Below are 11,314 nucleotides of genomic sequence, written 5' to 3' on the forward strand. Positions count from 1 at the left end.
TCCCCTCAAGAGGCTGATTTCCACTCAACACCTCTTTCGGGTGAAGCGGCAACCACCCAGGCCGCGACCAGCACGCCCGCGCCGCCGGTGAGGATGAACGTCAGCTCGGGGCCGACCGCGTCCAGCAGCAGACCACCGCCGACGTACCCGATCGCCGCTGCCACCCCGATTCCGCCGTAGAAGTTGCCGAAGACCCTGCCCACCTTGTCAGCGGGTGAGAGCCGTTGGATGAGCGTGCTGTGCGCGACGTCCATCGCCGCGATGCCGAGTCCGCGCACCGTCTGCACCGCGAACGCCGCCGCCACGCCCCACGCGAAGCCGGTCAGCAGGTTGCCCGCGCTGCTCACCACGAAGCCCGTCACGAGCAGCGCGACCATGCCGATCCTGGTGGCTCCCTTGGCCAGCAACGCGAAACCGGCCAGCAGACCGATGCCCACCGCGGCGAGCACGACACTCGCCGCGCTGTCGGACGCGTGGAACGTCTCCTTGGCCAGCTGGATGATCGCCACGTCGTCGATCGTCGTGCACGCGACGACCCCGCAGAAGCCGAGGAAGACGATGCGCAACGCCCTGGTGCGCCAGATCGCGCCGAGGCCGTCCCGGACGTCGGCGAGCACCGACCCACCCGGTTCCGCGGGCACGATGAGTTTCGGCAGGCGCAGCAACAACAATGCGGACACACCGAACGAAACGGCGTCGACGAGCAGCACGCCTCGGGTGCCCAGGAACGGCAACAGCGCGGCGGCGAGCAACGGCCCGACGACGTCCGCGCTGTTCGCCCCGAACCCCAGCACGGTGTTGGCCTGCGGCAGATCCTTCTCCGCGACCAGGCTCGGCACGGCGGCCCGCGAAGCCGGGATGAAGATCTGCCCGAGCATCGCTCGCAGGCCGACCAGTGCGAGCAGGATCGGCAGCGGTGGCAACGTGAACGCGATGACCGCGAGCAGTGCGCATTGCGCGACTTCGCAGACGATCATCACGGTCCGCCGGTCGAACCGGTCGCTGATGAGCCCGGTGAACGGGCTGAGCAACGACGGCGCGAAGTCACCGGCGAGCAGCAGCGCGGCGACGGCGATCGCCTTCCCGAGCACGGACTGCACGTGCAGCATCAGCGTGACCAGGCTGAGCGCGTCCCCCACAACAGAAACGACCCGTGCGGTGCTGAGCACGCGCAACGGGCCGTTCTCCTTCAGAAGCGTCAGCACACGGCTATCGTGCCAACACCTGTTCGAGCTGGTCAGCCAATTTGTTCATGATCCCCGCGTACGAGGAGTAGCTGAGCGGGGCGACCGCGTTCCACTCCACGAACCGGTTCGCCTGCACCGCCGGGAGTGCCTGGAAGACCGGGTGGCCCTCCTTCATCTTCTCCGGGCTGAGCACGTGGGCACGGGTGTCCCACATGATCACGTGCTCCTTGTAGGTGCCGGAGTTCTCCCACGACAGCGACTGGAAGTAGCCGCCGCCCTCGGTGTCGGGCTTGTCCGGCGTGAGCAGCGGCAGCCCGAGCTCCTTGGCGTACCAGTCGAGATCGGGGTTGCGGGCGGGCACGGCGACGTAGAAGAGCTTCGGGTCCGCGCCGACGACCTGGATCTTCTGGCCGGCGTCCGTCATCTTCTTGCCGACGACCTTGAGCCGGTCCGCAGCCTTGGTGAACGCGGCCTCGTCGGCCTTCACCTTGGCCGAGTCGACGTCCGCGCCCAGCGACTTGGCGAGCTCGCGGAAGCGCTTGACACCGTCCGGCAGCTGGATCTTCGACTGCCCGATGCCGACGGTCGGGGCGATCTTGAGCACCTTCTCCTCGAACTCGGCGGTGAGATGCCAGAGTCCGGTGACCTCCGGGTAGTAGCCGGCGACGACCAGGTCGGCGTTCAGCGCGGCGAACTTCTCGAAGTCGATCTCGCCGTAGCCGGGGCCGGTGATGTCGGTGACCTGGCTCGGGTCGATGCTGCCCGCCTCGGGGTCGGTGCTGCCGTCCGGACGCTTGAGCGGCCCGAACGTGCCGACGACGTTGATCCCGTAGTCCTTGAGCGCACCGGCGGCGGACACCTGGGCGACCACGCGCTCCGGCCGTTTCGGCGCGGTGACCTCCTTGCCGCGGTCGTCCTTGAACGACCACTGACCGGCCCCTTGCTCCGTCTGCGCGTTCCCGCACCCGGCCACTAGGCCGAGCAGCAGAACCGCGGCGACTGTCCTGCGCACCTGTCCACCTCCTGAGATTAGCCTTACCTAACTTATCAAGAGGCTTTACAAGATCCGCCAGGCCGGTAGGTTGGTCACCGTGCGGAACCAATCGACGACAGGGCGTCGTGTCGCCGTCGTCGTGGCGCTGCTGCTCCTCGCGGTGTCCGTGCTCCTCCCGTGGTGCCCGCCAGAGCCCGCCCACCACGGCGCGTTCGTGCCCGGCATCTCCGGGGAGTTCTGCCACCACGGCGACACCCACCACCTGTCCGCCGCCGCGCCCGCCCAGGCCGCCGTTCAGGCAAGCGCTGCCTCGATCGCTCTTCCGGACGTGGACGCCGTCGCCGCCCCGCGTCCCGCCGCCACCACGCAGTCGTGTCTCCAGCGCTCCGAGCTGTCTCGCTCGGGGCGCGCACTGCTGCTCGACCTCGGCATATCCCGGACCTAGACCGCCGTTTTCGCGCGCAACGACAGGACTTTCCGCGGTCCTGTCGTGCTGTCGCGCGCCCCCGAACCGGCCTGTCTTCTTCTTCCCTGAGGGAATCCCCATGTCTGTACCCGTTCTGGACCGCAACACGCCCGCGGGCATCGTCGGCAACACGCCCGTGCTGTGGATCGACGAGCTCTCCCGCACCTCTTCGTCCGGTTTCTGGGCGAAGCTGGAGTGCGCCAACCCCGGCGGTGGCATGAAGGACCGCGCCGCCCTGCACATGGTCGAGAAAGCGCTGGAGCGCGGCGATCTGCGTCGTGACGGCCACATCGTCGAGTCGACCAGCGGCACGCTCGGCCTCGGGCTGGCGCTCGCCGGGGTCGTGCACGGCATCCCGGTCACGCTGGTGACCGATCCCGGTCTGGAGCCGATCATCCGGCGAATGCTGCGCGCGTACGGCGCCACCGTGGATCTCGTCGAAAGCCCGCATCCGACCGGCGGCTGGCAGGAGGCGCGCCGCCGGCGGGTGGCCGAGCTGCTGTCGACGTTGCCCGGCGCCTACTGCCCTGACCAGTACCACAACCCGGACAACGTGGCCGGGTACGCGCCGCTCGCCCACGAGCTCGCGGCGCAGCTCGGTCAGGTGGACGTGCTCGTGTGCGCGGTGGGCACCGGTGGTCACTCGGCCGGGGTGGCTTCCGTGCTGCGGCAGCACTGTCCGTCGTTGCGACTGGTCGGAGTCGACACCATCGGGTCGACGATCTTCGGCCAACCGGCGCGGACCCGGCTGATGCGCGGGCTCGGGTCGAGCATCTTCCCGCGCAACGTCGACTACCCGGCGTTCTCGGAGGTGCACTGGGTCAACCCCGGCGAGGCCGTGTGGGCGTGCCGGACGCTGGCTTCGCGGCACTACGCGAGCGGTGGGTGGAGCGTCGGGGCGGTCGCTCTGGTGGCGTCCTGGTTAGCTCGTACCTCTCCTGCCGGCACGCGGATCGCGGCGGTGTTCCCGGACGGGCCGCAGCGCTACTTCGACACGGTGTTCAGCGACGAGTACTGCGCTTCTCATGGCTTGCTGGACGTGGTGCCGGCCGCTGATCCGCTGGAGATTTCCTCTTTCGGGGAGCGCGAAGTGCTGTCGTGGACGCGGTGTCCGTCCGTTGTGGACCCGCTGGCGGTGACGGCGTGATCGGGCAGTTCCGCACGTTCGACCGCAGTGTGCAGTTGTTGCTGCTCAACCAGTTCACCATCAACGTGGGCTTCTACATGTTGATGCCGTACCTCGCTTCGCACCTGTCCGTGACGCTCGCGTTGGCCGGATGGGCCGTCGGGCTCGTGCTGGGAGTGCGGAACTTCGCGCAGCAGGGCATGTTCCTGATCGGCGGCACTCTCGCGGATCGGTTGGGGTACAAGCCGTTGATCGTCGCGGGGTGTGCTTTGAGGACCGCAGGGTTTCTGCTGCTCGGTCTCGTGGACGGTCTGCCCGCGTTGGTGGTCGCTTCCGCTCTGACCGGATTCGCCGGGGCGTTGTTCAACCCGGCCGTGCGCGCGTACGTGGCCGCCGACGCCGGGCCGCGGCGGGTGGAGGCGTTCGCGTTGTTCAACGTCTTCTACCAGACCGGAATCCTGGTGGGGCCGCTGATCGGGCTCGCACTGACCTCTGTGGACTTCCGGCTGACGTGCCTGGTGGCGGCCTTCGTCTTCCTGGTGCTGACGGTGCTGCAGTGGCGGTCGCTGCCGTCACGGTCCGGCACGCCTTCGGGTGACTCGGTGCTGGCGGACTGGCGGCTGGTCTTCGGGAATCGCCGGTTCGTGCTGTTCGCGTTGGCCATGACCGGGTCTTACGTGCTGTCGTTCCAGGTCTACCTGGCGCTACCGCTGGCCTCCGGCTCGGCGGTGCTGACAGCCGTGTTGTTCGCGGTGTCGGGAGTGCTGGCGGTGCTCGGCCAGATGCGGGTCACGGCGTGGGCGCGTGCCCGGCTGGGGCCTGAACGATCGTTGGCGTTGGGCGTACTGGTGCTCGGACTGGCGTTCCTACCTGCGGTTTTCGGCGGCTGGGCCGGGCTGATCGCGTGCGCCGGGCTGTTGGCGCTGGGCACGATGGTGGTGTTCCCGTTCGAGATGGACAAGATCGTCTCGCTGTCGGGCGACCGGCTCGTGGCGACGCACTACGGCCTCTACAACACGGTCGTGGGCGTCGGCATCCTGCTCGGAAATCTGCTCACCGGAATTGCGTTCGACGCCGCCGCGCGCGCGGGTGTGCCATGGATGCCATGGCTCGCTCTCACGTCGGTGGGGCTCGGATGTGCGTGGGCCCTGAAGAAACTGGCGCAGCGGAAGTTGGCGTCGCGTGTCGAACCGGGGCTCGCTCGTTCGACGAAGTAGCAGAGGCAGGTTCGAAGCGGAGGGGAACGCCATGATCGCCAATCTGATCGCGACGCTGGTCGAGGAAGACCTCGCGGAGGACGACGGCGTGCTGGCGCCCGACGACCGCTTGACCTGCCACGTGCACGGTCGCTGGATCCACCAGTGCGTGGCCTCGCCCGTGCACGTCAACCGAGTCACGCGACACCGTTGGTGCCGCGGCTGCGACGCCGAGCTGGGCGTGGTGGTCGACGAGCTCTCCGGCGATGTCGCGATGCGCTGCCCCCGCTGTGGGCGCGGGGGCAGCGCCGCCACCACCCGCCTGATCGCCGCCTGCCGTGCCTCGATCGAGGCACGTCGAGCCGCCTGATCGGGTGAGAACGCCGGGTTCGGCAGGCGAGGACGGCTAGGTTGCACGCCGTGTTCAAATCCTCACGCATCGCAACCACCGTTCTCGCCGCCGCGGGCGCCACGCTCGCCGCCGCCTCCCCGGCTCTCGCCGACAGCGACTCGAACTTCGCGCCGGGGGTGAACGCCGCGACCAACTGGGCCTTCACCGCCGCGGACGTCTGCATCCAGGAGCTCGCGGTCGTCCCGGCGCTCAGCGACTGGACGGGCAACCACAAGAACAACTGCTCCAACGGCAACGTGATCGACCATTCGGGAAAGTGAACCCTCTGGGCCGTTAGGCCGTACGCCTCCTCAGAAGTCCGATTCCCGACTCCTGAGGAGGCCGCGTGCCCGGCCGACGTGCTGCAAGGACAACCGCTCTGGCCGCCGTGGTCGCCGCGACGGTGGTGTCGATGCCCACGGCCCACGCCCAGCCCGTCGACGAGGCGCTGAAGGCCTACACGGACCTGACCCGCGAGGCCGAGAAGCTGAGCCAGGACCACCTCAAGGCCCAGAGCGACCTGTCCAGGGCGAACGCGATCGTCGTGGCCGCCACCGAGGCGGAGAAGAAGGCGCTCGCCGAGTCCGAGCAGTACCGCGGGCAGGTCGACGTGCTGACCACGGCGTCGTTCGAGGGCGCGCGGCTCAACAACCTGTCCGCGTTCCTGACGTCGACGTCCCAGCAGGACTTCCTGGAGCGGATGCAGGCGATGAACATCATCGCTTCGGACCAGAACGCCGCTGTGTCGCAGATGGCCGCCAACATCGACACCGCGCAGAAGGCCCGCACCGACGCCACGAAGGCGGCCGCGGCGGCGGAGAAGTTCGCCGCGGACGTGTCGACGCGCAAGGTCGCCATGGACCAGCAGGTGACGGCGGCGCGCACGAAGTACCAGTCGTTGACGGTGCCGCAGCAGAAGGCGTTGGCGAATCCCGGCCCGACGGTCACGGTGAACGCGCCTCCCGGTGCGGCGGGGGCGGCGCTGTCGTTCGCGATGAGCCAGCAGGGCAAGCCGTACGTCTTCGGTTCGAACGGGCCGAACTCGTGGGACTGCTCGTCGCTGATGCAGGCCTCGTACCGGGCCGCCGGCGTGACGATCCCCCGTGTCACCTACGACCAGGCGAAGATCGGCCGCGCAGTGGGCCGAGGCGAGGTCGCGCCCGGTGACCTGATCATCTACTACTCGGGACAGTCGCACGTGGCCATGGCCGTGGACAGCGTTCGCGCGGTGCACGCGTCCACCGAGGGTGTGCCGGTGAAAGTTGCGAACATCGACTCGATCGGCCCCATTTCGGTGATTCGTCGAGTTGTCGGGTGACGCTTCTCTCCCACCCCGCGATAAACCGACGTAGACGACTGTGAGAGCGTGCTGTCCGGTGAACTGTTGAGGACCCGGTGGTAGACGGATACAAGGTCGTTCCGTAACCTGTCCGAGACCTTCGGCCCAGCAGTTAACCCACTCGGGGCACACGCCAAGGTTGCCGCCTCACGCGCAGTAGTTCTCGCGAGGCGGCTGCCAGGACAAAGGAGGACCCGCGACGTGGTGTCGCACCCCTCACGCCGTACCGTGCGTGGAGCACTCGTAGCGACCGCAGCGGTCGTGGCAGCAGCTCTCCCCACGGCCCCGGCCACCGCACAGCCTTCCGCGGCAGACGCGCTCAAGAAGTACAACGAGCTGTCCGAGAAGGCTTCACAGCTCAACCAGGACCACCTGAAGGCGCAGGGCGACCTCGCTGCCAAGCAGGGTGAACTGGACAAGGCCAAGGGCGACCTCGCCGAGGCCAAGAAGGCGGAGGACGCTCTCCGCGGACACGTCGACGTCCTCACCGAGTCCACGTTCGAGGGCGCGCGCTTCAACCAGATCTCCGCGCTGCTCGTGAGCGACTCGCAGCAGGACTTCCTCAACCGCATGTCGGCCATCAACATCCTCGCGGCCGACAACGCGGAGGCGCTGAAGAAGCTCTCGGACGCTGTCTCCGCCGCGGACAACGCGACGAAGACGGCGAACGAGGCCACCGAGGCCTCGAAGAAGCTGCTCGGCGAGATCGAGGCCAAGAAGGCCGACCTCGACAAGCAGCTCGCCGAGGCGAAGGCGCAGTACAACTCGCTGAGCGTCTCCGTGCGCAACCAGCTGAACCAGAACGGCGACATGTCGAACATCTCGGTGCCGCCCGGCGCCGCGGGTGCCGCCGTGTCGTTCGCCCTGGCCCAGCGCGGCGACCCCTACGTCTACGGCGCCAACGGCCCGGACGCGTGGGACTGCTCCTCGCTGATCCAGAAGGCGTACGCGTCGGCCGGCGTGACCATCGGCCGCACCAGCTACGCCCAGGCCGCCGCGGGTCGCGCGGTCAGCCGCAACGACGTCCAGGCGGGCGACATCCTCGTCTACTACTCCAGCCAGTCGCACGTCGCGCTGGCGATCGACGGCGTCCGCGCCGTGCACGCGTCCACCGAGGGCGTGCCGGTGAAGATCGCCGACATCGACTCGATCGGTCCGGTCACGGCGATTCGCCGCATCGCGGGCTGACCTGGTTCGTACTTCGGAGCGCCTCTTGCCTTCGGGCAGGGGGCGCTTCGTCGTTCCCGATGTCCGGGGCTGTGCACTTCCGCGTGGAGACGCGGGCAGGCCGAGGCGTCACGCCCACGGGCGTGTTTGAGCCTCGCTCGCCCCACCTGCTCACCGCCAGACGCGCGCCTTGCCCTCGGCCAGGGGACGTTCGTCGTGCCTGCGGATGTTTCAACCGGGGGCCGACCGCAGAGCCGAGCTGACTGTCGAGCCGGGCCGGGCTGCCCCACTCCACGCGAAGAAGCCCGGCCCGCTTTCGCCCAACTCGCCCAGCACGCACGGACGCACTCGGCCTGAGCGCGGACAGACCGAGGCGCCACGCCGCTCACACCGGCAGACGTCAGGTCGGCTGGTCCTGGCGGGCGATGGCGAAGGCCGGGTTGCCCTCCGAGTCCTCACGCACGTCGAGCACCTTGTCGTCCAGGTACTGGGCCGCCGCGGGTTCCATGATGACCTTCGCGCCCGCGTCGGCCGTCACGACCTGGTCGCCGTCCACCGCTTCGCTCAGCGAGAGTTCCAGCGCCGCCTGGCTGTTCTGCTCGGCGGCGAGGGCGAAGCGCAGGCCGACGCCGTCGTTGGTGGCGGCTGACTGTGACGTCAGCTCGTTGATGACCTCGGCAGCCATCGGCGTCACTTCGAGCATGTCGGCCCCTTCAGACAGGAAACAAAGGACTCGTGTTCCCTGCCGACGCCGGCTTCAACCATCGACGGCCGAAAAACTCAGGCCACGCGGTGGGCTGGGCGGGTCACCTCGTTTCGCACGTGGCCGCACGCCGAGCAGACGCGCGGGACCGGGATCAGTTCGGCTACCAGGCGCCACGAGTCGGCGAAGGACGGGGCCTCCTGGCCTGGGACCAGCAGGCTGTCCAGCGCCTCCGTGCGGCGGCGGGCCTTCTCGCGGCTGCGTTCCACCGGGTCGCGGCGGTGGGCCAGGGCGCGCGACTCCGCCCGTGCGCGCTCGCCCTCGGACGTCAAGACCGCGGACGAACGACGGGCGTGCAGCAGGGCGTTGCGGCGGTTGACGCGGAACCACTCGCCCAGCGACATGCCGGTTAAAGGCGGGCGGGCGAGGCGCGCTCCGTCGTCGGTCCACACCATCATCCGGGCGCGCAGGAACTCGTGCGCCACCTGCGCGCGGGAGCGAGGCGCGCCCTGGCGGGTGCCGTCCGGGCGTTTGTCGAGCGCCACCAGCACGGCGTCGACGCTCCACCCCGCCTTGAACCACGGCTCGAGCGTGCGGCGGACCCAGCGGCGGTCCGCGTCCGGCCACGAGGCGCGCGTGACCAGCGACTCGACCGCGATGGCCACGTCGGCGTCGGTGGTAGGCACCACGCGGCCCGGCCAGCGACGGGGATCGATCTGCATCTTGACCTACCTCCTACACCACAGACGAACACCTGTTCGACATGGTGCCACGGAGGTCTGACAAAAACTGAACATCCAAGCGATGACCAGGCAAAACCTCACGCCACGAGCACTGCCGCACCCGTCACGCGGCCGGCACGGAGGTCCGACAACGCCAGGTTCGCCTCAGCCAACCCATAAGCCTGTGTCGCCACCGACAGCCGGTGCGAGGCGCAGAAGGCCAAGAACTCAGCAGCATCAGCACGGGTGTTCGCGGTGACCGAACGGATCTGCCGCTCCTGGAAGAGGTGCCGCGAGTAAGACAAAACCGGCACATCCGACAGATGGATCCCGGCGATCGCCAACGTCCCACCCCGGTCCAGCGCCTCCAGAGCAGGAGGCACCAACGTCCCCACCGGCGCGAACAACACAGCCGAGTCCAACAACACCGGAGGCGCGTCCGAAGAAGCCGACACAGCCCCCAACGACAACGCCAGCGAGCGAGCGGAAGCAGACCGCGTCACGACGTGCACCTCGTACCCGCGAGCCACCGCGACCTGCAAGGCCAGGTGAGCCGACCCGCCGAACCCGTAGATCCCCAGCCGCCCACCGTCAGGAACACAAGCACGCTGCAAAGCCCGATACCCGATGATCCCCGCGCACAACAACGGCGCCACCGCCTCGGCGGAATACCCGGAAGGCAGCCGCAGCGCATACGCAGCAGGAACGACCGCATAAGACGCATATCCACCATCAGCGTCCCACCCGGTGAAAAGCGAGGACGGACAAAGGTTCTCGTCACCGCGCAAACAGAACCGGCAAGAACCACATGTGTGCCGCAACCAGGCGATTCCCACCAGCGAGCCGACAGCGAAGTCCCCGGCAGCGACGACAACCTCACCCACGACCTGATGGCCAGGCACGACCGACGCACGATGCACGGGCAGATCGCCGTCCACCACGTGCAGATCCGTCCGGCACACCCCACAAGCCAGCACCCGCACCAGCAGCTCACCCGGAGCGGGTGACGGCACCGGCACGTCGGTCAACCTCAGCGGCGTGGTCTGCCACGAAAGCATGATCCCCAGGTTAGCCTCCGAAAATGGCACACCACGAGCCCCACGACGAGGTCACCGGCGATCGGATGAACTGGCTCCGCGCGGGTGTTCTGGGCGCGAACGACGGCATCGTCTCCACCGCCAGCCTCGTGGTAGGTGTCGCCGGCGCCACCACCGACAGGGCCCAGATCCTCATCGCGGGCCTCGCGGGACTCTTCGCGGGCGCGATGTCCATGGCCAGCGGCGAGTACGTCTCGGTCAGCAGCCAACGAGACGCCGAACGCGCCCTGCTCGCCAAGGAACGCCAAGAGCTGAAAGACATGCCCGACGAAGAACTCGAGGAGCTCAAGGAGATCTACGAGGGCAAGGGCCTCGACGAGGACACCGCGCAAGAGGTCGCCAAGCAGCTCACCAAGCACGACGCCCTGGCCGCCCACGCCGAAGCCGAGCTGCACATCGACCCGGACGAGCTCACCAACCCGTGGGGCGCCGCCATCGCGAGCTTCATCAGCTTCACGATCGGCGCACTCCTCCCCCTCGCCGCGATCGCCCTGACCCCAACCAGCGCCAGAGTCCCGGTCACGGTCGCCACCGCCATCCTCACCCTCGCCCTGACCGGCTTCATCAGCGCGAAGCTCAGCGGCGCCGACAGGCAGCGCGCGATCATCCGCAACATCGCGGGTGGACTGATCGCGATGGGCGTCACGTACGCCATCGGCTCGTTGGTGGGCCAAAGCATCGGATAGCACCGAACTGGGTACTGCAACGCGATGAGCGAAGAACGCGAGGCATACGTCGCCCAGGGCACGGAGGACTTCGAGGCGGTCGACGAGGACAACCTCGGACCGGACCCGCAGGAGCTCGCGGACGGCTGGGCGGAGTCCGACAAGTACGGGATGACCGAATACGAGCAGGCCCACCCGCGACCACTCGATGAACGTCTCAAGGAAGAGCGCGGCGAGGACGACGAGACGGGTGCATGATCG

The 11,314-nt window shown here is 68.4% G+C and carries 14 protein-coding genes; 9 read left to right on the top strand and 5 right to left on the bottom strand.

Features of this window, described 5'->3' with window-relative positions:
* Nucleotides 1-5: 5 nt before the first annotated feature.
* Nucleotides 6-1,205: an MFS transporter gene (locus AB0M24_RS27270; protein WP_363773646.1), complete on the bottom strand. Its 1,200-nt coding sequence runs from the start codon at nt 1,203-1,205 to the stop codon at nt 6-8.
* Between the two features lie 4 nt (nt 1,206-1,209).
* Nucleotides 1,210-2,199, bottom strand: a complete 990-nt coding sequence (locus tag AB0M24_RS27275) for an ABC transporter substrate-binding protein (protein WP_363773649.1) — start codon at nt 2,197-2,199, stop codon at nt 1,210-1,212.
* Between the two features lie 79 nt (nt 2,200-2,278).
* Here AB0M24_RS27275 and AB0M24_RS27280 point away from each other — a divergent pair, with 79 nt between their 5' ends.
* The 7 genes from AB0M24_RS27280 (at nt 2,279) to AB0M24_RS27310 (ending at nt 7,887) form a co-directional block, all read left to right on the top strand.
* Nucleotides 2,279-2,626 carry a hypothetical protein gene (locus AB0M24_RS27280; protein WP_363773652.1) on the top strand — a complete coding sequence of 116 codons (348 nt, stop codon included), beginning with the start codon at nt 2,279-2,281 and terminating at the stop codon, nt 2,624-2,626.
* A gap of 100 nt (nt 2,627-2,726) precedes the next feature.
* On the top strand, nt 2,727-3,794 hold the full coding sequence (locus AB0M24_RS27285) for a PLP-dependent cysteine synthase family protein (RefSeq protein ID WP_363773655.1): 1,068 nt from the start codon (nt 2,727-2,729) through the stop codon (nt 3,792-3,794).
* On the top strand, nt 3,746-4,990 hold the full coding sequence (locus tag AB0M24_RS27290) for an MFS transporter (RefSeq protein ID WP_363773658.1): 1,245 nt from the start codon (nt 3,746-3,748) through the stop codon (nt 4,988-4,990). Before AB0M24_RS27285 ends, AB0M24_RS27290 begins: the two co-directional genes overlap by 49 nt.
* 31 nt (nt 4,991-5,021) lie before the next feature.
* Nucleotides 5,022-5,339 (top strand): hypothetical protein, encoded by a 318-nt coding sequence (locus AB0M24_RS27295; RefSeq protein WP_363773661.1) that lies wholly within the window; start codon nt 5,022-5,024, stop codon nt 5,337-5,339.
* 50 nt (nt 5,340-5,389) lie between these two features.
* Complete coding sequence (locus AB0M24_RS27300) at nt 5,390-5,641, top strand: hypothetical protein (RefSeq protein ID WP_363773664.1); 252 nt, start codon at nt 5,390-5,392, stop codon at nt 5,639-5,641.
* A gap of 65 nt (nt 5,642-5,706) precedes the next feature.
* Nucleotides 5,707-6,678, top strand: coding sequence for an NlpC/P60 family protein (locus AB0M24_RS27305; protein WP_363773667.1), 972 nt, complete (start codon nt 5,707-5,709; stop codon nt 6,676-6,678).
* A 282-nt stretch (nt 6,679-6,960) separates the two neighbouring features.
* The gene (locus AB0M24_RS27310; protein ID WP_363773670.1) at nt 6,961-7,887 is read left to right on the top strand and encodes an NlpC/P60 family protein; all 927 of its coding nucleotides are present in this window, start codon (nt 6,961-6,963) and stop codon (nt 7,885-7,887) included.
* A gap of 379 nt (nt 7,888-8,266) precedes the next feature.
* On the opposite strand, the gene AB0M24_RS27315 is transcribed toward AB0M24_RS27310, so the two are convergent.
* The 3 genes from AB0M24_RS27315 to AB0M24_RS27325 all read right to left on the bottom strand — a co-directional run bounded on the left by AB0M24_RS27315 (nt 8,267) and on the right by AB0M24_RS27325 (nt 10,349).
* Nucleotides 8,267-8,569 carry an iron-sulfur cluster biosynthesis protein gene (locus AB0M24_RS27315; protein ID WP_363773673.1) on the bottom strand — a complete coding sequence of 101 codons (303 nt, stop codon included), beginning with the start codon at nt 8,567-8,569 and terminating at the stop codon, nt 8,267-8,269.
* 77 nt (nt 8,570-8,646) lie between these two features.
* Nucleotides 8,647-9,291 (bottom strand): hypothetical protein, encoded by a 645-nt coding sequence (locus tag AB0M24_RS27320; RefSeq protein ID WP_363773676.1) that lies wholly within the window; start codon nt 9,289-9,291, stop codon nt 8,647-8,649.
* 98 nt (nt 9,292-9,389) lie between these two features.
* The gene (locus tag AB0M24_RS27325) at nt 9,390-10,349 is read right to left on the bottom strand and encodes a zinc-binding alcohol dehydrogenase family protein (RefSeq protein ID WP_363773679.1); all 960 of its coding nucleotides are present in this window, start codon (nt 10,347-10,349) and stop codon (nt 9,390-9,392) included.
* 23 nt (nt 10,350-10,372) lie between these two features.
* Here AB0M24_RS27325 and AB0M24_RS27330 point away from each other — a divergent pair, with 23 nt between their 5' ends.
* Complete coding sequence (locus AB0M24_RS27330; RefSeq protein ID WP_363773682.1) at nt 10,373-11,074, top strand: VIT family protein; 702 nt, start codon at nt 10,373-10,375, stop codon at nt 11,072-11,074.
* Nucleotides 11,075-11,098: 24 nt separating this feature from the next.
* On the top strand, nt 11,099-11,311 hold the full coding sequence (locus AB0M24_RS27335; protein ID WP_363773685.1) for a hypothetical protein: 213 nt from the start codon (nt 11,099-11,101) through the stop codon (nt 11,309-11,311).
* Nucleotides 11,312-11,314 lie beyond the last annotated feature (3 nt).

This window comes from Lentzea sp. NPDC051838, from assembly GCF_040681245.1.
Classification (GTDB): Bacteria; Actinomycetota; Actinomycetes; order Mycobacteriales; family Pseudonocardiaceae; genus Lentzea.

Excerpts from the sequence above, each read along its gene's own strand:
- AB0M24_RS27285 (WP_363773655.1), top strand. The coding sequence starts at position 2,727 with ATGTCTGTACCCGTTCTGGACCGCAACACGCCCGCGGGCATCGTCGGC.
- AB0M24_RS27295 (WP_363773661.1), top strand. The coding sequence starts at position 5,022 with ATGATCGCCAATCTGATCGCGACGCTGGTCGAGGAAGACCTCGCGGAG.
- AB0M24_RS27315 (WP_363773673.1), bottom strand. The coding sequence starts at position 8,569 with ATGCTCGAAGTGACGCCGATGGCTGCCGAGGTCATCAACGAGCTGACG.
- AB0M24_RS27320 (WP_363773676.1), bottom strand. The coding sequence starts at position 9,291 with ATGCAGATCGATCCCCGTCGCTGGCCGGGCCGCGTGGTGCCTACCACC.
- AB0M24_RS27325 (WP_363773679.1), bottom strand. The coding sequence starts at position 10,349 with ATGCTTTCGTGGCAGACCACGCCGCTGAGGTTGACCGACGTGCCGGTG.
- AB0M24_RS27330 (WP_363773682.1), top strand. The coding sequence starts at position 10,373 with ATGGCACACCACGAGCCCCACGACGAGGTCACCGGCGATCGGATGAAC.
- AB0M24_RS27335 (WP_363773685.1), top strand. The coding sequence starts at position 11,099 with ATGAGCGAAGAACGCGAGGCATACGTCGCCCAGGGCACGGAGGACTTC.